General features: G+C 74.1%; 23 protein-coding genes and 1 pseudogene. 14 read left to right on the top strand and 10 right to left on the bottom strand.

Annotation, left to right across the window (positions count from 1 at the left end; translation table 11 throughout):
• Nucleotides 1-7: 7 nt before the first annotated feature.
• Entirely contained in the window at nt 8-1,024 is a 1,017-nt protein-coding gene (locus tag OG946_RS09725) for a lytic polysaccharide monooxygenase auxiliary activity family 9 protein (RefSeq protein WP_326795736.1), read from the bottom strand.
• Nucleotides 1,025-1,334: 310 nt separating this feature from the next.
• On the opposite strand from OG946_RS09725, the gene OG946_RS09720 reads away from it, so the two are divergent.
• Nucleotides 1,335-2,027: a haloacid dehalogenase type II gene (locus tag OG946_RS09720; RefSeq protein ID WP_326795735.1), complete on the top strand. Its 693-nt coding sequence runs from the start codon at nt 1,335-1,337 to the stop codon at nt 2,025-2,027.
• A gap of 404 nt (nt 2,028-2,431) precedes the next feature.
• Nucleotides 2,432-4,228 (top strand): tetratricopeptide repeat protein, encoded by a 1,797-nt coding sequence (locus OG946_RS09715; protein WP_326795734.1) that lies wholly within the window; start codon nt 2,432-2,434, stop codon nt 4,226-4,228.
• An 88-nt stretch (nt 4,229-4,316) separates the two neighbouring features.
• Here the strand turns inward: OG946_RS09715 and OG946_RS09710 are convergent, their stop codons facing one another.
• Nucleotides 4,317-5,306, bottom strand: coding sequence for a glycoside hydrolase family 6 protein (locus tag OG946_RS09710; protein ID WP_326795733.1), 990 nt, complete (start codon nt 5,304-5,306; stop codon nt 4,317-4,319).
• A gap of 196 nt (nt 5,307-5,502) precedes the next feature.
• Here OG946_RS09710 and OG946_RS09705 point away from each other — a divergent pair, with 196 nt between their 5' ends.
• From OG946_RS09705 to OG946_RS09680, 6 genes are all read left to right on the top strand, one after another.
• Nucleotides 5,503-5,877 carry a DUF6401 family natural product biosynthesis protein gene (locus OG946_RS09705; RefSeq protein WP_326795732.1) on the top strand — a complete coding sequence of 125 codons (375 nt, stop codon included), beginning with the start codon at nt 5,503-5,505 and terminating at the stop codon, nt 5,875-5,877.
• Nucleotides 5,878-5,998: 121 nt separating this feature from the next.
• Nucleotides 5,999-7,051, top strand: a complete 1,053-nt coding sequence (locus OG946_RS09700) for a Dyp-type peroxidase (protein WP_326795731.1) — start codon at nt 5,999-6,001, stop codon at nt 7,049-7,051.
• Entirely contained in the window at nt 7,048-7,845 is a 798-nt protein-coding gene (locus OG946_RS09695; protein ID WP_326795730.1) for a family 1 encapsulin nanocompartment shell protein, read from the top strand. Before OG946_RS09700 ends, OG946_RS09695 begins: the two co-directional genes overlap by 4 nt.
• Nucleotides 7,842-8,483, top strand: a complete 642-nt coding sequence (locus OG946_RS09690; protein WP_326795729.1) for a potassium channel family protein — start codon at nt 7,842-7,844, stop codon at nt 8,481-8,483. The genes OG946_RS09695 and OG946_RS09690 overlap by 4 nt, the downstream gene beginning before the upstream one ends.
• Before the next feature lie 112 nt (nt 8,484-8,595).
• Nucleotides 8,596-9,039, top strand: a complete 444-nt coding sequence (locus OG946_RS09685; RefSeq protein WP_326795728.1) for a DUF7144 family membrane protein — start codon at nt 8,596-8,598, stop codon at nt 9,037-9,039.
• A 152-nt stretch (nt 9,040-9,191) separates the two neighbouring features.
• Complete coding sequence (locus tag OG946_RS09680; protein ID WP_326795727.1) at nt 9,192-9,566, top strand: DUF6221 family protein; 375 nt, start codon at nt 9,192-9,194, stop codon at nt 9,564-9,566.
• Nucleotides 9,567-9,601: 35 nt separating this feature from the next.
• Here the strand turns inward: OG946_RS09680 and OG946_RS09675 are convergent, their stop codons facing one another.
• On the bottom strand, nt 9,602-10,033 hold the full coding sequence (locus OG946_RS09675; RefSeq protein WP_326795726.1) for an SseB family protein: 432 nt from the start codon (nt 10,031-10,033) through the stop codon (nt 9,602-9,604).
• Nucleotides 10,034-10,197: 164 nt separating this feature from the next.
• Here OG946_RS09675 and OG946_RS09670 point away from each other — a divergent pair, with 164 nt between their 5' ends.
• Together OG946_RS09670 and OG946_RS09665 are read left to right on the top strand one after the other, a co-directional pair.
• On the top strand, nt 10,198-10,863 hold the full coding sequence (locus tag OG946_RS09670) for an arsenate reductase/protein-tyrosine-phosphatase family protein (RefSeq protein WP_326795725.1): 666 nt from the start codon (nt 10,198-10,200) through the stop codon (nt 10,861-10,863).
• 177 nt (nt 10,864-11,040) lie between these two features.
• Nucleotides 11,041-11,790: a TNT domain-containing protein gene (locus tag OG946_RS09665; protein ID WP_326800195.1), complete on the top strand. Its 750-nt coding sequence runs from the start codon at nt 11,041-11,043 to the stop codon at nt 11,788-11,790.
• 43 nt (nt 11,791-11,833) lie between these two features.
• Here the strand turns inward: OG946_RS09665 and OG946_RS09660 are convergent, their stop codons facing one another.
• Entirely contained in the window at nt 11,834-12,394 is a 561-nt protein-coding gene (locus OG946_RS09660) for a helix-turn-helix domain-containing protein (RefSeq protein ID WP_326795724.1), read from the bottom strand.
• A 72-nt stretch (nt 12,395-12,466) separates the two neighbouring features.
• On the opposite strand from OG946_RS09660, the gene OG946_RS09655 reads away from it, so the two are divergent.
• On the top strand, nt 12,467-13,300 hold the full coding sequence (locus tag OG946_RS09655; RefSeq protein WP_326795723.1) for an AzlC family ABC transporter permease: 834 nt from the start codon (nt 12,467-12,469) through the stop codon (nt 13,298-13,300).
• Nucleotides 13,297-13,617 carry an AzlD domain-containing protein gene (locus tag OG946_RS09650; RefSeq protein WP_326795722.1) on the top strand — a complete coding sequence of 107 codons (321 nt, stop codon included), beginning with the start codon at nt 13,297-13,299 and terminating at the stop codon, nt 13,615-13,617. The genes OG946_RS09655 and OG946_RS09650 overlap by 4 nt, the downstream gene beginning before the upstream one ends.
• A gap of 103 nt (nt 13,618-13,720) precedes the next feature.
• Here OG946_RS09650 and OG946_RS09645 read toward each other — a convergent pair whose 3' ends face one another.
• Nucleotides 13,721-14,284, bottom strand: a complete 564-nt coding sequence (locus OG946_RS09645) for an EF-hand domain-containing protein (RefSeq protein WP_326795721.1) — start codon at nt 14,282-14,284, stop codon at nt 13,721-13,723.
• Between the two features lie 218 nt (nt 14,285-14,502).
• On the opposite strand from OG946_RS09645, the pseudogene OG946_RS09640 reads away from it, so the two are divergent.
• Together OG946_RS09640 and OG946_RS09635 are read left to right on the top strand one after the other, a co-directional pair.
• Nucleotides 14,503-15,150 (top strand): annotated as a pseudogene (locus tag OG946_RS09640) (peptidoglycan recognition protein family protein); the annotation flags it as partial.
• 289 nt (nt 15,151-15,439) lie between these two features.
• Nucleotides 15,440-16,012 carry a hypothetical protein gene (locus OG946_RS09635; protein WP_326795720.1) on the top strand — a complete coding sequence of 191 codons (573 nt, stop codon included), beginning with the start codon at nt 15,440-15,442 and terminating at the stop codon, nt 16,010-16,012.
• 433 nt (nt 16,013-16,445) lie between these two features.
• Here OG946_RS09635 and OG946_RS09630 read toward each other — a convergent pair whose 3' ends face one another.
• The 5 genes from OG946_RS09630 to OG946_RS09610 form a co-directional block, all read right to left on the bottom strand.
• A complete protein-coding gene (locus OG946_RS09630; RefSeq protein ID WP_326795719.1) occupies nt 16,446-17,456 on the bottom strand; it encodes a metal-dependent hydrolase in 1,011 nt (336 codons plus the stop codon).
• On the bottom strand, nt 17,453-17,728 hold the full coding sequence (locus OG946_RS09625) for a hypothetical protein (protein ID WP_326795718.1): 276 nt from the start codon (nt 17,726-17,728) through the stop codon (nt 17,453-17,455). Before OG946_RS09625 ends, OG946_RS09630 begins: the two co-directional genes overlap by 4 nt.
• Before the next feature lie 236 nt (nt 17,729-17,964).
• Nucleotides 17,965-18,936: a DUF6454 family protein gene (locus OG946_RS09620; RefSeq protein ID WP_326795717.1), complete on the bottom strand. Its 972-nt coding sequence runs from the start codon at nt 18,934-18,936 to the stop codon at nt 17,965-17,967.
• A 347-nt stretch (nt 18,937-19,283) separates the two neighbouring features.
• A complete protein-coding gene (locus tag OG946_RS09615; protein WP_326795716.1) occupies nt 19,284-20,600 on the bottom strand; it encodes a hypothetical protein in 1,317 nt (438 codons plus the stop codon).
• A gap of 232 nt (nt 20,601-20,832) precedes the next feature.
• Nucleotides 20,833-21,837: a multicopper oxidase domain-containing protein gene (locus OG946_RS09610; RefSeq protein WP_326795715.1), complete on the bottom strand. Its 1,005-nt coding sequence runs from the start codon at nt 21,835-21,837 to the stop codon at nt 20,833-20,835.
• Between the last annotated feature and the right edge of the window lie 86 nt (nt 21,838-21,923).

The following is a 21,923-nucleotide window of genomic DNA, read 5'->3' as shown; positions in this document are numbered from 1 at the left end:
GCCGCCGTCAGGCCTGCTGCCTCCCCGGGCCGTTCCGGCGCTGGTTGTACACCAGCGCGCCGCCCGCGAAGATCACCGCACCCGCGCCCGCCAGCGCCGCCGGCAGCACCGCCGAGGAGCCGTCCGACGAGGCGGCCAGGTTCGACTCGCCCTCGTTCAGCGTCTCCACCGCCTGCGCCTTCGGCGCGGCCGCGCCGTGGTCGCCGTGCGCGCCCTTGACCGGGTCGGCCTTGGTGTTCTCCTGGCCCGCGCCCAGCGCCTTGACCTCGTCCGCCGACATCGCGCCCGGCGTCAGCCCGGTGACCTCGCCGTTGCCGCCGTCGAAGACGACGTCCGAGCAGGAGAAGAAGTTCTCCTGGCTGTCCGAGCGGATCCACTGGATGAACAGCATGTGCTGCCCGCTGCGCTGCGGCAGTTGCAGGTTCCAGTAGTAGTGCCCGCCGTCCGAGCCCGCGCCGCCCGCCTGCGGCGGGTTGGTGACCGTCTGCAGGTGCGTCAGGTCGCCCCAGGCCAGCGTCTTGGACGGGCTCCAGCCGTTGTTGGTGATGTAGACCTCGAACCGGCCCGGGTGGTGCGCCCAGTTGCTGTACTGCAGGTTGATGTTCGAGCCGGAGGTGAGGTGCGTGAGCGGCCAGTCGGTGCGGGCCGCGTTGTACGGCGAGAAGTTGTACGGGCTGCGGTCGCCGGCGCTGCAGAGCTTGCCGTCCGGTACGTAGCCCTGGGCGCGCCCGCCGGCGTTGGAGTCCAGCACGGCGAACCAGTTGTACAGCGGCGTCGTACCGGCGGACTGCACCGCCGCCTTGCACGCCGGGTTCTGCGGCATCTGCGTGGAACTGTTCGCGATCAGGTCCTTGTAGCACAGGAACGTGCGCGAGCCGGGCACCATCGCGACGCCGTGGGCCGACGCGGGCGTGGGCACCGCCAGTGCGGCGGTCGCGACGCCCGCGACCCCGGCGAGTGCGAGCGTGCGCCGGAGGCGGAGCGATCGTGCGGCGCGGACGAGTCGTTGGACAGCCATGGTCATGGTCTCCTTCGGGTTCTCCCTGAGCGCTGACGCGAGAGCCCGCGACCTCGGTGCGCGTGCCGGGCCGCCGGGCCGTCCCCGAGCACGGGGCCCGGGCCCGGGGCCGGGGCGGGCGACCGACCTGGCGGGGGGTCTCACATTCGTCGTGAACAGGTCAATGGGAGCGCTCCCATTGAAGGTAGCGCGGGATTTCACGGCTGTAAACGGAATGTGCGCCCGCGTGACGACATCTCTTCCCCTCCTACGGGCATGGGCCGGCCGGTGGCGTTGTTGTCGATCACGACAGCCCCGCCGCGAACAGGAGAGACACATGTCCGAGATCCGCGACGCCCAGGTCGTCGTCTTCGACGTCCTCGGCACGCTCGTCGACGAACCCGGCGGGCTGCGCGCGGAGATCCGCGCCGCCGCGCCCGCCGCCGACGACACGGCGGCAGGCGAACTCCTCGCCCTGTGGCAGCGGCACGTCGAGACCGAGCAGGCGCGGATGGCCCGGGGCGAGCGCCCGTACGCCGACAGCGAGACCGTCGACCGCGAAGCCGCCGAAATGGTGGCCGCACGCGCCGGCGTCACCGACCAGGCGGCCGTCGACCGGCTGGCCACGGCCACCCGGCGGCTGCCCCCGTGGCCCGACTCCGCCGCCGGACTCGACCGCATCGCCCGGCACTTCCCCGTCGCCGGACTCTCCAACGCCTCCGGCCCCGCGCTGCTCCATCTCGCCGCACACGGCGGGCTGCGCTGGCACCAGGCTCTGTCGGGCGCGGCGGTACGGGCCTACAAGCCGGCGCCCGAGGTCTACCGGCTCGCCGCCCAGGCCGCCGGCTGCCCACCCGAGCGGGTGCTGATGGTCGCCGCCCACGCCTGGGACCTGCGGGCGGCGCAGGAGAACGGGCTGCGCACGGCGTACGTCCCGCGGCAGGCCGGCGATCCGCCGGCGGCGACGGACGCGTTCGACTGGCTCTTCGACGGGCTGGAAGGTCTTGTCCAGGCGCTGACGGCGGAGTAAGGCGCACGGCGGGTGCGCCGGCAGAAAGGCGCGGCGGGCCGGGCGGGCCCGTAGCGCGTACACGGTCCGCATACGCGGGACCGGGACCATACCTGGGCGGCGGATGTGCCGCAGCGCGCGCTGCGGCACATCCGCCGCGGCTCTTACGCCCCCGCAAGCGCACTCCGCAAGTCGTCATCGGCCCCACTCGGCGCACCCGCCCCGCGAGGGGCGCGCGGCGCAGGGTGCGCTTCCGTGACCCGCGGCAAGGCCGGGTTCTGCCTGTTCGGCGGGGCCGCGATGGGTCACGATCCTCCTGGCGGCTCATGTGCCCGCCGGGGGGCGGGTGTTCCGGGACCCCTCCCGGCTCCGGTGCCGAAAGATGGGGAAGGCCCGCCGGTGGCTCGCCCGAGAAAGGGATCACGATGGAAGCGTTTCCCCCGATGCCCAGCGAGCCGCCCTCCGAACCCGAAAGGACCGCGGACTCCGGGCAGCAGCCCACCGAACCCGACATCCTCGCGTTCGGACCCGACCGCCCCGTGTTCGAGCTGGCGCCCGTGCCCGTACGGGCCCGGGACCCGTACGCCGTCGGGCTCGCCAACGCCTCGCTGCTGGGCATCGGTTACGGGATGCTCCGCAGGCCCCGGATCGCGCTCGGCACCGCGGGTGTGTCGGTCGTGCTCGTCATCCTGCTGGCGACGGCCGGACGGAACGCGTGGTTCCAGGCCGTCGTGCTGGCGTGGTGGATCGGCGTCACGGTGCACGGCTGGTATCTCGCCGGGGGCCGCCTGCCCCGCCGCGGCGGGGCCGCACCGGAGGCATCCCCGCAGGCCACGGAGTCGCAGCCGACGGAGCCCGCGCAGCCGGCCGTAGCCGAGCCCGCCGACGCGCCCCCGCCGCCCGCCACACCCCCCGTCCTTCCCGCGAACGTGCGCCGTGACCGCCTCGTCGCCCTCCTCGTCGCCCTCCCCGTCCTCCTCGCCTGCACCGCCCTGCGCCTCGACGCCTCCCGGATCGAGGGCAACGCGGCCGACGCCCACCGCGCCGGCGAGTGCGCCCAGGCCGTCTCCGATCTCGAAGGACTCTGGTTCGGCCACCGCCTCGCCGACGCCCCGCTGACCGCTCGTGCCGAGGACGGCACCGAGGCGTGCGAGCTGCTGCTCAAGGCAGAGCGCCAGGCGGAGGACGACCGCATACGCGGCGCCCGCACCCTCAAGGCGTACGCCGACCATCCCGGCGCGCTCTGGGACGGCGCCGCCGGCCGCCGGGCCGATCTCCTCCTCGCCCAGGCCGAGGACGAGCTGGACGCAGGACTGACCGGCGACACCGACGCGCTGAGTGCGGGTTTCGGCCATCTCGCCACCGTCCTCAAGGAGTACGGGGGCCGCGACGCCGACGGCGGCGAGGACCGCAGCGGCGACGTCGACGAGGCGCTCGACGGGTTCCTCGGCGCGCTGCCCACCGACGACGCCTGCCAGACCAAGGAGGTCACCGACTGGCTCGGCGCCAACGAGGCCGGTGACGACGGCCTGGCGCGCGCCGCCGACGTCGTGCCCGAGGTCGCGCCCGCCGCGATCGTCGACTGCGGCGACGCGCTGATGGCCGACGACACCTGGAAGCAGGCCCGCACGCAGTACGAGCAGCTCCTCGACGAGTACCCCGACAGCGAGCTGGCCGGTGCGGCGAAGGACGGGGTCGAGCGCGCGGACCTGGCCATCCAGCTCGACAAGGTACGCGGCCTGCTGAAGCCCGGCGAGTACGGCGAGAAGCCCGCGTACTGCGACAACCCGGCCCCGTACCGCGGCGCCAAGCCCTACCGCGGCGAAGGACCGCACCGCGCGATGCTCGTCGGCCAGAGCAAGCACCGCTCGAAGCTCCCGTCCTCCTGGCTGGCGAAGGACCCGAAGGACGCGGTGGCGATCATCTGCGCGGGCTCGTCGAAGCACGGCGCCACGGTGGCGAACTGCCCGTACGAGGACGACATAGCCATCGGCGGCTCCGTCAACGTGGCCTTCAAGAACCGGGAGATCCCCGTCCGGGTCTACGAGCTGCGCACCGGCAAGCTGGCGAAGAAGACCACCGTCGAGATCGGCGGCGCCAGTTGCCCGGCCGTGCTGGAGTACACGTACTACGGCGTCGACACCGGCCCGCCGTCCGAGGTGTACGTCAAGTCCTCGGAGTCCGACGTGCGCGCGGGCTACGAGCCGCTGATCTATCCCTGAGAGCCACCCCTGAGGGCCGGGTCCGGTCCGGGTCGGTGGCGGCCGACCCGGACCGGCCCGGCTGAACGCCGGCCGGTGGCGAGCAGGCTCAGTTGGTCGCCAGCGCGTACGCGAGGTCGGGGACGAACTGCCCCGCCCGCGCCGCGCAGCCGTCCGCCTCGCCGGGCGGCTTGACCCACAGCAGCGCGTCCACGGCGTCGTCCCCGGTCGCGAGCGTCGGTTCCGCGCCCAGCGCGCGTCCTGAGGGGTCGCACCACTGGCCGTTGGAGCCGTTGCCGTTGCGGCTGGTGTCCACGACCAGGCTGAGGTCCGGGTCGCCGAGGGCGGCCAGGATCTGCTTGCCGTACGCGATTTCCTCCGCCGTGGTGCGGAAGTTGGAGACGTTGGTGAACACGCCGTCCGCCTCCGCGACCCCGGAGGCCGCCAGCCGGGCGGCCTGGTCGCCGGGGGAGTGCCAGGCGGAGTGGCCGCCGTCGAGGTAGACGTGGGTCTGCGGGCCGGCGGACTTCAGGGTGGTGACGGCCTGCCGCAGCGCCGCGTGCCGGGCGTCGCGGCCCGCCTGGTCGAGGCAGTCCTCCAGGGCGAGCGCGTCGGTCTCCAGGATGATCACCACGGGGTGGTCGCCGAGGCCGGCGGCGATGAGCCGGATCCAGTTCTGGTACGAGGGCAGGTCGGGGGCGCCGCCGGAGCTGGCGCCGCCGCAGTCGCGGTTGGGGATGCCGTAGACGGAGAGGACGGGCAGGGCATCGCCGGCGGCGGACATGTAGCCGGCGACCTCCTGCTGCACGGTGCCGGGGTTGTACTGGGAGAGCCAGCGGGCCTGCGGCTGGGAGGCGATGCGGTCGGCGATGACCGGCTGCCGCCAGTCGCCGGGGTTGGCCGCGGTCCACCGCCGGACCTGGGAATCGGGGTCGACGTACAGGGGCCCGGGCAGTGCGGCGGCGGCGTGCGGGGTGCCTCGTCCTGAGGGCGACTCCGCCGCGGGGGCGGCGGTGGCGAGGCCGGCGAGGGCGAGGCCGGCGCCGAGGAGGCCGGCCAGGGTGGTGCGGCGCCATCGGCGCAGGATGCGTACGCGCATGGTGGTCCGTCCTTGTCGCGTCTGCCGGAGACGGAGGTCTCCGGGTGGGAGGTGTGCGGGATTTGGGAGCGCTCCCATGCGTTGCCGGAGCATAGCGGCGGACCGCCGGGTTGGAAACACCGCCCGCGCGCGGGGCCTGGGGGGTGGGGCGTACCTCACGGCGGGAGGTCCGCGGGATCCGGGTTACAGTCGACCGGTGAACGTGGGAGGACCCGGGGATGAAGCCGTCGGCTGCCCGCTGACCGCCGTCGCCGCCAGGTACCTGCCCCGGCTGTCGGAGTTCGCTTTCGAGCCGGGGCTCGTCGCGGCCGTCGACCAGCACGCGGCCGCCGTACGCGATGCGCTCGTGCCCCGGCAGCGCCGCCCCTGGCGCGACCTCCTCCCGCAGCGGATCGAGCGCGTCTGCGCGCCGCAGCAGATGCGCCGCGAGGACCTGACGGACTACGTGGTCGGGTTCACCGACGTGCTGGCCGAGAGCGACTGGCGCGAGCCGGCCGGATACGACTTCGCGGTGCTGCGGCTGACGGCGGTCTGCTGGCTGATCCGCGAGTACGACCTCCTGTCGGGCTGACCGGGCGAAGGTCCCCCGTACGACTCCCCGCCGCACGGGCGGGTGAACGCGGCCCGCCGCCGGATTGCGCTGTCCGGTACGTCCCGTATCGTCACGAATGCCCCCGTGACCAGGAGGGACCGTGCCCGAACCCCAGCCCGTGCTGGCTCCGCCCGCCACCGCCGCGGTGTTCCTCGTCGTCACCGTCGCGCCCGGCGGCGAGGACACGATCCGCGACGTACTCGCAGACCTCCCCGCGCTCCAGCGCGCCGTGGGCTTCGGCGCCCCCGACGACGATCTGACGTGCGTCGCTGGCATCGGCGCCGCCGTCTGGGGCCGGCTCTTCCTGGGCCCGCGCCCGGCCGGGCTGCACCCGTTCCGCGAGCTGGCGGGCGAGCACCACCGCGCCGTCGCCACCCCGGGCGACGTGCTCTTCCACATCCGCTCCCGGCGCATGGACCTCTGCTTCGAGCTGGCCAGACGGCTGCGCGCCCGGCTCGGCGACGCCGTCGCGGTCGCCGACGAGGTGCACGGCTTCAAGTACTACGACATGCGCGACCTGCTCGGCTTCGTCGACGGCACCGAGAACCCGGTCGGACAGGCCGCGGGCGCCGCGGTGTTCACGGGACCCGAGGACCCGCGGTTCGCCGGCGGCAGCTACGTGATGGTGCAGAAGTACGTGCACGACCTCGAAGCCTGGGAGGCGCTGAGCACCGAGGAGCAGGAGCGGGTCATCGGGCGCACCAAGCTGGGCAACACCGAGCTGCCGGAGGAGGCGCAGCCCGGCGACTCGCACGTCGCGCTCAACACGATCACGGGCCCCGGCGGCGAGGAGCGCCAGGTCGTACGGGACAACATGCCGTTCGGCTCCGTCGGCGACGGCGAGTTCGGCACGTACTTCATCGGCTACGCGCGCGAGCCCGGGGTGCTGGAGGAGATGCTGGAGAACATGTTCCTCGGCCGCCCGCCCGGGACGTACGACCGGATCCTGGACTTCTCCACGGCCGTGACCGGCTGCCTGTTCTTCGCCCCCGCGGCCGGCTTCCTCGACGACCTCCCCGACCTGCCGGCCGCCCTCGGCGCGGCGGCGACCGTCGTTCCGGACCCCGTCGCCCCGGCCCCCGTACCCGACCCGCAGGGCGCCGGTGACGGCTCGCTGGGGATCGGCGGCCTCAAAGGAGCACCCGCACGATGAACAACCTGCACCGCGAACTCGCTCCGATCACCCAGGCGGCCTGGGCGGAGATCGAGGAGGAGGCCCGGCGCACCTTCCGCCGCCATGTCGCGGGCCGCCGCGTCGTCGACGTCACCGGCCCCGAGGGCCCCGAGCTGGCCGCCGTCGGCACCGGGCACCTGGAGGAGATCGCCCCGCCCGCGCCCGGCGCGACCGCGCGGCTGCGCGCGGCGCAGTCGCTGATCGAGCTGCGGGTGCCGTTCACCGTCAGCCGCGACGCCGTGGACGACGTGGAGCGCGGCTCCCGGGACTCCGACTGGCAGCCGGTCAAGGACGCCGCCCGCACCGCCGCGTTCGCCGAGGACCGGATGATCGCCGACGGGTACGCGGCCGCCGGCGTCGAGGGCCTGCGCATGCGCAGCTCGCTGCCCGAGCTGAGCCTGCCCGCCGAGGTCCGCGACTACCCCGACACCGTCAGCCAGGCGCTCTCCGCGCTGCGGCTGGCCGGCGTGGACGGCCCGTACTCGCTGCTGCTGGGGGCGGACGTGTACACGGCGGTGAGCGAGACCGCCGACCACGGCTATCCGGTCGCCCAGCACATCTCCCGGCTGCTGGACGGCGAGCTGATCTGGGCCCCGGCGATGACCGGCGGGCTCGCGCTGTCCACCCGCGGCGGCGACTTCGAGCTGCGCCTCGGCGAGGACCTGGCCATCGGGTACACCGCGCACGACGCGAAGACGGTGCAGCTCTACCTGCACGAGACGCTGACGTTCCTGACGTACACGGACGAGGCGATCGTCGTCCTACGGGCGTGAAGGGTCCGCGCGACGACGACGAGGACGGCGTCCGGGGCGGTGACCGGGACGGCGGCCCGGACCGCGGCCCGGAGCGCCGCCGGGACCCTCTGCTCGCCTGGCTGCGCGAGGTCGTACCCGTGGCGCTCATGGTCGTCGCGTACTTCCTGCTGCCTCTGCACCTGCTGGGCGCGGAGAGACCCGAGCTGAGCTGGACGCTCTTCGCGCTGGCGCTCAGCGCGGTGACCCTCTTGCTGCTCCGCGAGATCCGGGCGGTGCTGATGGAGGTGCCGCGCGCCCGCCCGGGGGTCACCATCCCGCTTCTGATGATCGCCTCGCTCCTGGTTTTCTCCGCCGCGTACAACGGGATCGCCCAGCATTCGGCGGAGTTCCACGGGCTGCGGACCCGGGTCGATGCCCTGTACTTCACGGTCGCGACCGTGGCGACCGTCGGCTACGGCGACATCACCGCGCGTGGGCAGACGGCCCGGATCCTGGTGATGGGGCAGATCACGTACAGCTTCGTCTTCCTCACCGCCGCGGCGACGGCGCTGAGCCGCCGGCTGCGCCGGTCACTGGGCGAGGGGCGGACCAGCGGCAGACGGCGGCACGGCAGGGGGCGGCGGCACGGGGGTGGGCGGTCTGCGGGGCGGGGCTGAGGCCCCCGGGCGTTCACCCGAACGGCCGTCACGGGATCGTCCGCCCGCGGCCCCGGCGTGATGCTGGGACTCCTGGCCACCCCCGGCGGCCCTCGGCAAGGAGCGTGTTCCGATGACCTCCCCCACCGCCTCCTCCCACGACACGACGCCGTCGAGCCCCACCCCACCGAACCGCGGCGGCAGCCCCTGGGCGACAGGGGGCACGGTGTTCGCCGGGGTGCTGATGCTGGTGTACGGCGTCCTCGCCGTGTTCCAGGGCATCGCGGGCATCGCCCACGACGACGTGTACGCCCGGCAGGGCGACTACGTGTTCAAGTTCGACCTGACGACCTGGGGCTGGATCCACCTGATCCTCGGCGTCGTCGCCGCGGCGGGCCTGGGCATTCTCATGGGCAACGAGTGGGCCCGGCTGCTGGGCGTCGCGCTGGCCGCCCTGGCGGTGATCGCCAACTTCGCGTGGCTGCCGTACCTGCCGGTGTGGGCGATCGTGAACATCGCGATCGGCATCTTCGTGATCTGGGCGCTGTGCACCGACAGGTCCCGGTCGCTCGGCTGAGGCTTCGCGGGCCGCGGCCTCCGGCGGCGGGCGCCTCCGCTCCCACGCGGAAGCGCCCGCTCCGGCTGGTGCGGTGTGACACCTTTCCACACGGCGACGCTGAACTACGGGAGTCCCGACATGGGGAGGTGTGAACCGTCAGCGCCGCAGACATGAACAACGGTTTCCACGAGCCCGCCCACCGCGCCCGCGATCTGGTCGCGTTCCTCCGCGAGCGGTACGCGGAGCAGCGCAGAACCGCCGTCGAGCAGCGGTTGCAGCACTGGCATCGGGAGGTCGCCGAGCTGAACGCCAAGCAGGCCGTCGTGGACAACTGCGAGCGGTGGTCCCTCATGGCCGACGAGGCGGGCCGCAGGATCGCCGAGCGGTCCGCCGCCGGCCTCGGCGTCGAGCCGGCCGAGGCGCTGGAGGCGGCCCGGCTGGACGGTTGTGCGACGGCGGTGATCCACGTCGTGGCGACGCTGGCGCTGCCGTACCAGCGCCACCCCGGGTACCGGGAGGCGTGGCGCCCGCCGCCGGGGCCGTGAGGGCGCCGGGGCCGTGAGGGCGCCGGGGCGCGGGGTCAGCCGCCGGAGCGGCCGAGGAGGGTGCGTACGCCCGCGGCGCTCAGCGTCAGCGCGCCGGGACTGCCGGTGTCGATGGTCAGATACACCTCGTCCGACGGCCAGGCGTTGGCCAGGAGCACCAGCGGCAGCTTGCGGTACTTGTCGACGGAGGGCAGCGCGTGCCCCATCCGGGACTCGGACGTGAAGACGGGCACGAGCCGGTCGCCGTTCGGCTGCTCCATCACCGGCAGCATCATGCTCTCCTCGGCTCCGGCCCGCTCCTGCTCCGCGCCCCCCTCCGGCGGGCCCGGTCCCTCGTCCGGCACGGGCACGAGGACTTCGCTGTGGGCCAGCGCGTGCAGCGCCGCCGGGTCCTTGGCGTCGGTCGCCAGTGCCTCCAGCGCCCGCTGAGTGGTCGAGGGGTCGCTCCCCTGCGGTGCCTCGGTCATGGTCCTTCGCTTCCTCCGGTGTGCCGCGGCGCGCAGTCCCTTCCGGCCCGCCCGCGGCATTGCCTACCCCGTACAGCGTCGAACGTGCCCCCGCTGTCACTCCCGGGACCGGTGACCGGGCCGTTCCGGGTGTGCGCGCGGCCCGGAGGGACCATAATCCGGCGATGAGCGACCCCGGGGGCCAGGCACGACCCGATCCCAGAGCCGGTCACCGGCTCGCGCTGCACACCGCCGCCAAGAGGTTACGGGCGGAGTTCCAGGGGGTGTTCGGCGAGCAGACCATCGAGCGGTTCCTGTACGGCGCGTACGGGGACATAGCGGTACGCGGCGCTCCGCCGGACGACCTCCCGCGCCTCACCGAGCGCTACGCGCGCCGCCGGCTGCATGCGCTGGCCCGGGTGGAGGGGGTGAGCGGCGACGGGCGGCCGGTCGTGCTCTTCCTGTGCGTGCACAACGCCGGGCGCAGCCTGATGGCGATGGGCCTGATGGCCCGGCTGGCGGGGAACCGCGCGGTGGCCTGGTCGGCGGGGTCCGCGCCCGGTGCCTCGGCCAACGCGGCGGCGGTGGCCGTGATGGGGGAGCGGGGGATCGACATCTCCGGGGAGTTCCCCACGGCGTGGACGGACGAGGTGGTCAGGGCGGCGGACGTGATCGTCACGATGGGCTGCGGGGACGCCTGCCCGGTGTTCCCCGGCAAGCGGTACGTGGACTGGCCGCTCGCCGATCCGCGCGGGTGGGCGGCGGCGGAGGAGGTGCGGCCGCTGCGGGACGAGATCGAGCAGCGGGTCCGCAAACTCCTCGCGGACCTGGGCATACCGCCCCGCGACTGACGGCGGCGGACGACCGCGCGCCCACCGGTTCCGTACGCCGCCTGGGTGCGCCCGCTTCACCCGAAGGGCGGGCGGTGGCGCGCGTGTTGGTCTCGGGCCCGCCGCCCGCCCTGCGGATCATGGTGGGGCCGCCGACCGCCGAGCGCGAAGGGCCCCACCGTGACGCGAACCCCCACCGTGACGCGAACCCGCACCGTACGCACGGCACTTGCCGTCCTCGTCGCCGCCGCAGGGCTGGCCGGCGGCGTTCCCGCCGCGGCGGTCGCCGCCGGCCACCCCGACCCCGCGACCCACCCCTCGGCCGTCCACCCCCCGGCCGCCGGCCGTGCGGCCGCCGTGCCCGCGCCCGCCGTGGGGGCCTCCCTGCGGGCCGAGCGCGTCTGCACCGGCGAGCGGCTCGGCGACGCCCGGCTGGGGCCCGAGCACCTGCCGGACCGGTGGGAGCCGCGGGTGGGGCCGCTGCTGCAGGGCTGGCGTCCTACCGGTTCGCTCACGCCCGCCGCGTTCCTGGAGAAGTACTGGACGGGCCCCGCCGAGGGCGGCACCTGGAAGTACCCGCCGCACGACGGCTTCGCCGAGGTCAACGGCACCGTCGACCGGGAGGCGACGCGGCTGGAGGCCGGGCAGTTGCTCGACCGCTTCGGCTCGGAGTACGGCGGCTACCTCGCCCCCGCAGGCGACCGCTACGCCGAGCGCGCGCTGCCACCGCAGAACCTCAACACATGCGACCCCGGCGCCCCCTGCGATTACCGCGTCTACCAGGTCTCCAAGCCGTTCTGGGTCTGGCAGGGGGCGGTCGCGCCGTGGTTCGAGCAGCCCGGCGGGGGCGAGCAGATCAAGCTGGACCCGGTGTTCCTCGACCCGGGCGAGGGACAGCGGCTGAACGTCACCTGGCTGCTGGAGCACGGCTACCTGGCGCCCGTGTGAGGTCCGGCGGCTGGCTGGGTCAGTCGGCCGGCGGGGCGGGGCGTCAGTCGTGCTCGGAGACGAGGACGGCGACCGTGTCCGGCGCCAGGGCCTCGAAGACGTGCGGGACGTCGGCGGGGTACGAGGCGTAGTCGCCCGGCTCCAGGTCGACCGGCTCCTCCGCCAGGCCCACGCGCGCGTGCCCGCTGCTGACTATGACGTGCTCCACGACGCCGGGTGAGTGCGGATCCGAGCGGCGCGGGGTGCCGGGCTGGACGGTGACGAGGTAGATGTCCCGGCGGGCGTGGGCGGGGGAGGAGGCGAGCAGCGTCGCGGCGTAGTCGGCGTGCTCGGAGGGCACGGACGGGCCCTCGCCGCGGCGTATGACCTGCACCCGCGGGCGGGGCGGCTCGACCAGCCGGGAGAAGGGCACGTCGAGCGCGACGCTGAGCGCCCACAGGGTCTCCACGCTCGGATTGCCGGTGCCGGACTCCAGTTGGGAGAGCGTCGACTTGGCGATGCCCGCGCGGCGGGCCAGCTCCGTCAGCGTCAGCCCCGTACGGCGGCGCTCGCGCTGGAGCGACGCGGCGATGGCGTCGAGGGGGGCTCCGCCGCTCGGGACCATGGCGCTCCGTTCGCTCTGTCGGTCGTTTATTCGGCTTGACGAACAGAGTAGCGGATGTTCAGCATGGCAGTCATGCGTTCGATATGGCGAACCCTGCGCGGCGACCTCGCCCGCGACATCGCGCTCGTCTGCGCCGCCGACACCCTGGTCGGCGTCTCGTTCGGGGCCATCGCGGTCGGCGAGGGGCTGCCGCTGTGGCTGCCGGTGCTGCTGTCGGTGGTGGTCTTCGCGGGGGCGGCGCAGTTCATGTTCGTCGGCATCGTCGCCTCCGGTGGTACGGCGCTGGCGGCGGTCGCGGCCGGGCTGCTGGTCAACGCGCGGCACGTACCGTTCGGCTTCACCGTCGGCGACGCGCTGGGCGGCGGGAGGCTGCGGCGGCTCGCCGGCAGCCATCTGATGATCGACGAGACCGTGGCGTTCGCGCTGGCCCAGCGGGACCCGGTGCGGCGGCGGGCGGCGTACTGGGCCTGCGGCGTGGGGCTGTTCGTCTGCTGGAACGCGGGGGTGGTGCTCGGTGCGCTGGGCGGTACGGCGGTGAGCGACACGGACGCCTTCGGGCTGGACGCGGCGTTCCCCGCGGTGCTGCTGGCGCTGGTGCTGCCGTCGCTGCGCGAGGCGGGTACGCGGCGGGCGGCGCTGGTGGGGGTGGGCGTCGCGCTGGCGGCGGCGCCGTTCCTGCCGGCGGGGGTGCCGGTGCTGCTGGCGCTGGCGGGGCTCGCGGTGGCGGGTGCCGGCGGCGAGGCGGCGCGGGAGAAGGGGAGCGGTGCGGTGGCGGAGGGCGGTCCGGTGGGGAGTCCGGTGCCCGAAGGCGGCGTGCCTGGCGGTGTGCCGCCCGGGGGCGGGGTGCCGGGTGGCGGTGACGACGAGCCCGGGGCCGGTTCGTACGACGAGGAGCGGGTGCCGTGAGCACGACGACCCTGGTGCTCGCCGTCTTCGTGCTCGGCGCCGGCACGTTCGCCTTCCGCTTCGCCGGCCCCGCGCTGCGCTCCCGCGTACGTCTGGAGCCGCGGGCGGAGCGGCTGATGACCGTCGCGGCCATCGTGCTGCTCACCGCCCTGGTCGGCACGCAGGCGCTGCTGGACGACGGCGGCTTCGCGGGGGTCGCGCGGCCGGCGGGCGTCGCGGTCGGCGGCGTCCTGGCGTGGCGGCGGGCTCCGTTCGTGGTCGTGGTGGTCGCCGCGGCGGCCACGGCTGCGCTGCTGCGGCTGATCGGCGTGGACTGACCGGTCGGCCGCTCGCCGCCCGCCGCTGCCGCCCGCGCCGTACGGGCGGGCTGCCCCCGGTGCCGTACGGGCCGGGGGTGAACCCGGCGGCCCCGGCCGGGTGTCAGGCGGGGTCGAGGGGGCCCAGGAGCCAGCTTCCGGCCGAGGCGGGGTCGTCGTCGAAGTAGTAGTCCCTGATGGCCGCGAGCAGGTCGGCGGTGGTGACGCGGCCGTCCCCGTCGGTGTCCAGCCGGCGGAAGACCTCGCGCGCGTCGTGCGCCGGGAGGTTCATCAGCGCGCCCGTCCAGCGCACGTGCTCCTCTCGGTCGAGCGCGCCGTCGCCGTCCACGTCGGCGATCGCCATGATCGCCTCCAGGAACTCCCCGTACCCCGCGGCGAAGTCCTCCGGCGTCTCCAGCAGCCCGGCGGCGAACGCCGCCGCGTACTCGGCCTGGTCGACCCGCCCGTCCCCGTCCCTGTCCGCGGCCCGTACGAGCCGCTCCCACACCCCGAGGCACAGTTCCTCCACCCGGCGCCGCGCCGGCGAGTCGGGGCCGTGGCCGAACTCCTCGCCCAGTTGGCGGGCGGCGCGCTCGAAGTCCGCGCGGTCGACGTAGCCGTCGCCGTCCGTGTCGTACGTACGGAAGCGTCGCGCGAGCTTCCGCGCCAGGAACGTCGATACCTCCACGAGCCGTCCTCTCCGCAGGAATTGCCGCCGGTGCACGACGCTACGGCCGGTCCGCCTGGGCGCACAGGGCGCCTGGACGGGCGCACGGTGGCCCGGAGACGGACGGGGCGCCGACCCCTTTACGGAGAGTGATGAAGGATTTACGATGAGTGCGTGACGGCGCCGAAGGCCGGCACTGACCGACGTCACCAGCCAGAGAAAACCGGGGGGTTGCTCGCATGGCAGAACCACTGTCCGCCGCCGTCGTGCTGCGCGCGCTGGAGCGCGAGGGGCTGACGATCGTCGAGCACGGCGAATGGCGCACGCACAATCGCAACCACGTGGGCCCGTGGGGCCCGGTGCACGGCGTGGTCGTCCACCACACGGCCACGTCCGGCACGGACGACAGCGTCCGCCTCTGCTACCGCGGCAGGCCCGACCTGCCGGGCCCGCTCTGCCACGGCGTCATCGACAAGAGCGGCCGGGTCCACCTCGTCGGCCACGGCCGGGCGAACCACGCGGGGCTGGGCGACGACGAGGTGCTGCGCGCGGTGATAACCGAGCGGTACGGGGAGCGCCCGCCGTCGCCCAACGAGCAGAACACGGACGGCAACGCGCGGTTCTACGGCTTCGAGTGCATCAACCTCGGCGACGGCGAGGACCCCTGGCCCGACGCGCAGTTGGAGGCCGCCGAGCGGGCCTCGGCGGCGCTGTGCCGGGCCCACGGCTGGCAGGCGAAGTCGGTGATCGGCCACAAGGAGTGGACGGACCAGAAGATCGACCCGCTGGGCTTCGGCATGCCGGGGATGCGCGAACGCATCGCGAAGCGCCTCGCAGGCAAACCAGAAGGCGAACCCCCATCGGAGCCCTCCGACCCCCCGAGCCCGGCGCCCTGATCGGGCCGGTGGCGGGGCCATCGGCAACGGGCCCACCGGCAGGCGCTCGCCGGGCGCGGCGGCGGGGAGGACCGGGGCGGAGTAACCGGCGCGCCCGGCCGGCTTGCGGTACGTAGGCGCGCCCGCCTCGTGCCGCAGCATGCGCAGCATGTACGCGAACCGCTGCACCGGTCCGGCGGCCGGATCCAGCGCCTTTTCCCGGCGACCCATCGCGTCCCCGCCCCCCTATCACGCCGGCCGAATCGATAGGCCGGTCGAGTGGGGGCTGCCCGTCAAACGGGTGGCCGCCGGACTCCGGGGAGTCCTGTCCTCGCTCCCGCCGGTGCCCGCCGTCGCCACCGTCCAGCACCGCAGCCTCACCCCCGTCCCCGACGCGGAGCCCCCGGGCCACCGCCCGGCCGCCACCGCCCTCGCCGAAGCCGCTCGGGCGCCGGGCCGCGGCGTGGCCACCGCGCCCCTCGTCCTCGCACCGGCCGCGCTCGCGCTCGTCCTGGGGCTGTGGGTCCTCGGCCGGCAGGGCACGATGTGGCGCGACGAGGCCGTCACGTACGAGATGGCCCACCGCGACCTGACCGCGCTGTGGCAGACGCTGCCGCACTTCGACGCCGTGCACGGCCTCTACTACCTGCTGATGCACGGCGTCTTCGGCCTCTGGGACGGCGGCCTCCTCGCGCTCCGGATGCCCTCCGTACTGGCGACGGCCGCCGCCGCGGCCGGCGTCGCGCTCCTCGCCGGGGCGGCGCTCGACGCGGCGTTACGCGCCGGGGTGCACGACCCGGCCCGGGACCGCCACCCCGCCACCGGCACCGCCGCCCCGGCAGGGCCGCGGGACCGCGCACCCGGCGGCGCGTGACGGCCGTGGCCGTGGTCGCCGTTCTCGTCGCGCCGCTGCCGGCGACGTTCCACCTGCGTACGCCCGCCAGCCGGCTGGACGACGTCTCCGCTGTCGCCCGCGCCGTCCAGGCGCAGAGCAGGCCCGGCGACGGGCTGCTGTTCCTGCCCGCCCGGCGGCGCGTGTGGCTGCACGGTGCGCCCGGGGCGTACGACGGGCTCGTCGACCTCGCGCTCGCCGCGTCCGCCGCCGACTCCCGCACCCTGTACGGCGCGGAGCTGCCCGCCGCGCACATCCGCGCCCGGCTGCTGGCCGCCGACCGGATCGTCGTGCTGCGCGACCCGCCCGGGCAGCCGCTCGACGCCGAGCCCGGCGAGGCGGCCAAACGTGCCGTGCTGCGCGCGCACTTCAGGGAGTGCGGGACCCGGAGCGTCCGGGGCGCCCGCGTCTCCCTCTACGCGCGGTCCGGGCTCTGCCGCACCGGCTCCGCGTCGGCGTCCACGTCCGCGGAAGCCTCGTCGTCCCTGTCCTCGTCGCCCGAGCGCTCTCCGTCCCCGTCGTTCTCCTCCGAGTAGCGCGGCCGGGGCACCGAGGTGCGGACGAACTCCACCTCCGCGTACGGCGGCGTGCGCAGCCACAGCCGCCGCCCCACCGCGAGCCACACCACCCAGCAGAACGCCACCAGGCCCGTCAGCCCCACCAGGGTGTTCGCCAGGAACTCCGTCACCGGCGGATGCTCCACCGTCGCCTTGTCGACCCAGTACGGGCCGCCCCACTTCCAGTCCATCGGGGCGTCCTCGGACGCCTGCGCCCAGATGGTCCAGGCGAAGATCCGGCACGCGCCGTAGAGGAAGTAGGCGTGGTAGAGCGCCAGCAGGAAGCGGTCGGACAGGCCGACGCGGTGGCGCAGCCAGCCCCAGGCGGGGTCCGCCGGATAGACGTGCTGCTTGAAGTACTTGGCGGTCAGGGAGCGGTAGTTGTACGCGAGCATCGCCAGCCAGAACAGGTCCCAGGCCAGGCCCAGACTGCCGTAGTACGCGGCGGCGTCCCCGTAGCGGCCCTCCTGCGCCGCGTACGCCCACATGCCCGTCGAGTAGTGCTGGTCGGTGAAGGGGAAGAAGAGCATCACGCCGACGCTGTCGAAGCAGTCGGTCAGCACGTGCGCCCACTGGCCGATCAGCAGACCGAGCGCCCACTCGCGGCTCTTGAAGATCAGCAGCACGGCCAGCGCCAGCACCACGCCCCACACCAGCGTGTGGGTGAAGCCGACGCCCGGCCAGCCGCGGTGGTAGTCCCAGGCGTTCTCCGGCTTGAAGGAGAAGCTGCCTATCTCGAAGCCGTAGACGGTGCCCTTGGTGCCCATGTCGGGCAGGAAGCAGCCGAGGAGGATCGCCAGGTACGAGACCTTGACCTTGGTGTGCTTGTGGAGGATGTAGCTCTCCAGCTCATGTGCCGCCCAGCTCACCGGTCTTCCCCCTCGCCGCCGTCCCGGCCGTCCTCCGGGCCGCCGTCCGGCTCGTCGTCCCCGGGGTGCCGCCGGGCGCGTACCTTGTCGACGGCCCAGCCGGTCAGGAGGATCGCCGCGATCGCGACCACCGGGCCGCGGGTCCAGGTGAGGATGGAGCGGGTGAAGATCGCGCCGCCCGCGACGAGGGCGATCACGGCGGCCGTGTAGCCGGCGATGTCGCCGGCGCGGGTGCGTTGTACGGGCCGCAGGAATGCCGGGCGGCTAGGCACCGGGGGTCACCCCCGCGGCGCGGCCCGACTGCCCGGGGTGAGTCGTCCGTATGCCTACGGGCCCGCCCCCGCGTCCCGTTCCGCTTCCGCGTACGGCTACGCCGTCGCGTATCGCGCCCTCACCGTGCACCGCGCCCCACCGTTCCGTCGTCGCCGGCGCGGCTCCCCGGCCGCGCAGGCCCCCCTCGGTCGTCCGGGATCTTACGGGATGGGGCGCGGTGCCCGGCATTCCGGCGTCAGCTCGCGGGCCTGGTCTCGTAGACCAGCAGTTCCGTGCCGGCGGGGGAGGCGCCGTCGTCGGGCGCCGCCCACATGCGCAGTCCTTCGCCGCGCAGCGCCTCCAGCAGCACGGGGTTGCGGGTCGCGACGTGGCCGCCGGTCGACCAGAGCTGCACCGGCACCTCGTGCTCGATGTCGAACGTGCGCAGGTCGATGGTCGCGATGCCGCCCAGCTCGAAGTCGGCGCCGGAGGCGTTCTTGAAGCCGGTGATGCCGGTGCAGAGCATCTTGCGCGAGTCGGCGTACGCGCAGTCCTGGTAGTCGACGAAGTGGCTCTGGTTCGTGCGCCGCTGCAGCTGGCGGCCGTGCCGGTCCCAGGTGTAGAGGGTCCGCGAGCCCCACGAGACGCCGTGCACCTTGCCGGTGCGCGGCTCGGGCACCACGCCGCCGACGTGGTCGTCGACCCGGAACTCCTCGGTCACCTTCAGCGTGCGGACGTCGACCCGGTAGACGACGGCGGCGCTGTCGGGCCGGTACTCCGCGACCGGGACCCAGACCGAGCGGCCGTCGGTGTCGATGCCGCCGGGGTGGTACATGTCGCCCTCGCCCAGCGTGATGTCCTCCAGGAGCCGGCCCTTGAGGTCGAGGACGAAGAGGTGGCCTACGCCGCGGCCGGGGCTGCGGTCGTAGCCGTCGACGGGCTCCGGGTAGCGCACCGGCGGCTCGATGACCTCGACGCTGGAGAGGAACAGCCGGTCGCCGACGCGGGTCATGCCCTGCGGGTGGTACGTCTCGAAGTCCAGCGGCAGCTTCTCGACCAGCTCCCACTTGCTGTTGCGGTCCAGCTTCGCGACGGCCTCGACGACGGGGGCGTCGCGCTCGGTCCCGTGGTCGCCGCCGGGCCGCGCGGCGGGGGCGGCGGAGGCGGCGACGGTGCCGAGCAGGGCCGCGGCCAGGGCAGTGACGCCGAGCGTTCTGACGTACCTCATGTGCATCGATCCTCTCCCTCGCGGGCCGGCCAGGACGGCGGGGTGCTCCCCGCGGCGGCCGCCGGCCGGCGCCCGATGATGGCGAGGCCATCCTGCCCGTACGTGGCGGCGAGGCAATCCCGCGGCGAACAGCGGAACACGGCGACGGAACACGGCGACGGAAAACGGGGTCGGAACACGGCGAAGGTACACGGCGAAGGAACACGGCGGACGCGGCACCGCGACCGGACGCGGCGAGGGGGACACCGCGCCGCCGCGGGGAGGGACGGCGGCGCGGCAGGTGACACGGCGACGGGACACCGCGCCGTCCGCTGATGTCCCGCCGCCGCGGTCCGAGTGCCCCTTTCTCAGCCGGCCATGCCCAGCACCGTCAGCGAGTACGGCGTGAAGCCCAGCTCCATCGTCCGCGTCACCTCGAACCCGTCACTGGCCACCTCCGCCTCGATCAGCGAGCCGGTGAACGGATCCGTCACGTACACCGACTCCTCGCCCGGCGCCAGCGCCGCCTGGTTCTTGGTCCAGTCCTCCGACACCTCGAACGGCTCGGTCACCTTCGAGGAGGCGACGACCTTCGCGTCCTTCGGGTCGACCCCGTGCAGCTCGCCGTCCGCGGTGAGCGCGAGGCCCCGCTCCCAGTACGGGTCCCAGGTGAACGCGGCGCGCGCGGCGGGCAGTTCGACGCGGCGCATGGTGCGCTCGCCGAGGTCCAGCGCGGCCACCGCCTCGTCGCCGAAGGTGCCGAGGACGGCGTCGCCGCTGTGCCCGGCGAAGGAGCTGACGCGCTCCTCCTCGCCGCTGCCGGCCGGGTTGGGGATCTTGTCGGCCTTCCACTTGCCGCCGTCGCCGCGCTCCAGCACCAGCACGCCGTCCAGGCAGCCGAAGAGCAGCAGGTCGTCGCCGACGGCGTGTTCGCCGTGCAGTTCGGGGCAGTCGCGGAAGGCGGCGAGTTCGCGGTTGTGCGCGTCGTGGACCCGTACGCCGACCGGCAGGTCCTCCTCCGTCTTGCCGGGGATGGTGACGGCCATCTCTCCGTTCTCCAGGGTCACGGCGACGCCGTGGTGCGGGCCTTCCGCCGTCAGCTCGCGCTCCGGTTCCGTGCTCGCGTCCTCCGCGCCGACGTGCAGCACCCGGGCCGTACCGGTGCCGTCGTCGAAGACGGTGACGTGCTCCCCGTGCGGCACGGCGTGCGAGGGGTACTCGCCCTTCAGGCTGCCCAGGACCCGGGGGCGTTCGTGGTGCGCGTCCTGGTGGCCGCCGTGGTCCTCCCAGCGGATGCCGGCGTCCAGGAGGTGGGTGACGCCCTGCTCGCCCTGGGGCAGCAGGACGTGGGTGTCGTCCTCGGTCCTCACGGGCCTGGACTGGCCCTCGACGCGCAGCGTACGCACCGTGCCGCCGTCGGCGAGGCCGATGACGCGGACGGCGCCGGAGCCCTGTTCGGTGACGACGGCGCGCAGCTCGGGGGCGCCGTGGGCGGTCTTCTCCGCGGGCCAGCCCGAGCGGTCGGCGCCGGCCTGCTCGCCGCCGGCCGCGTCCGACGCGCGGCCGGCGCCGGGCTTTCCGCCGCCCGGGTCGTCGTCGTTCTCCGCACACCCGCCGGCCAGCACGAGGGCTATCGCCGCCACGCCGGCGGCGAGCGTCTTCCTTGTCTTCGTAATGACAATCATTTTCATGACGATAGCAGGAGTGTGCGCGGGTGTCCGCCACGGGGGTGTGCGGGCATGCGAAAGCCGGCGGCCCCACCCAGCGGGGCCGCCGGCCGGTCTCGTGGCTCGGCGCGTGTCGTGGCTCGGTTCGCGTCGTGGCTCGGCGCGTGCCGTAGCTCAGTTCGCGCCACGGCTCAGTGCGCGCCGTCGTGCGGCGCGCGCCGAGGCCGGGGGTGCGCGGTGTGCGCGGCGCTCAGTTCGTGTCGTGGCTGCCGTGGGCGGGTGCGTCGCGGGTGGCCTTCATCGCCTCCGCGTTGTGCGTCCCGGCCACCGTGCCGTTGGCGTTCGTCACCACCAGCAGGCCCGCCATGCCCATGTCCGCGTGGCTCTGGACGTGGCAGTGGTACATCCACCGCCCCGAGCCGACCAGTTCGCCCGCGATGAACTGGAAGCCGAACGAGTCGCCGGGTCCGCATATCTTGTTGTCGATGATCGGTGTCGGGTCGTCCACGCTGGTCAGCATGCCCGTACGGTTGTCCGCCCAGCGATGGCCGTGGACATGGAACGTGTGGTAGAACTCGCCGTGCGTGATCATGATGATCTCGCACCGCTCGCCGAGCGTGGCGGTGAAGTCGGGCCCGTGCCCGGTGACGTTGTTGATCGTGTTGTCGTTGAAGACGATCACGAACTGCTTGTCGGGCAGCTTGTCGCCGCGCCGGCGGACGATCAGGCCGCCGTACAGTCCGCGCTTGACGCCGCCGGAGCCGTGCGGGGTGCCGACCGCGTGGTCGTGGTAGTGCCAGTAGCCCGCGCTGCCCGGCTGGATGGTGCCGTCGCGGCGGGTGCCGGCGGTGTGCGAGTGCCAGACGTAGTCGCGCGAACCGCCCGGCGGCACCGCGCTGTTCGTCATCGGCGTGCCGTCGTTGTCGATGTCGTAGTCGACGCCGTGGACGTGCAGGCTGGCCTCGACGTCGAGGTTGTTGACCAGCTTGATCATCATGCTGTCGCCCTCGTACATCTCCAGCAGCGGGCCGGGGATGGAGGGCTTGCCCGGTTCGAGGCCGTAGCCGAGCTGGCCGTCCGGCATGGCCTCGACGTACATGGTGATCCGCTTGATCTCGCCGAGAGGCTGGGGTTGGGGTTTGTCGTCGGACGCCGTGACCGTCGCTCCCGAGGTGGACAGGGCGACCGGGGTCGCCAGTGCGGCCGCGGCCGCACCGCTGGTGAAGGACCTTCTGGAAAAAACGTTGCGCGGCATGGTGGCCCCCGCCTTCTCGCGCGTTTGTGACTCGTCCCTGACAGCCGCTCATGGTAAGGGCTTGCGGAGGCTTTGCCCATCCTCAG

It is taken from the genome of Streptomyces sp. NBC_01808 (genome assembly GCF_035917395.1).
Taxonomy (GTDB): Bacteria; Actinomycetota; Actinomycetes; order Streptomycetales; family Streptomycetaceae; genus Streptomyces.
This window is presented reverse-complemented; position numbering and strand designations above follow the sequence as displayed.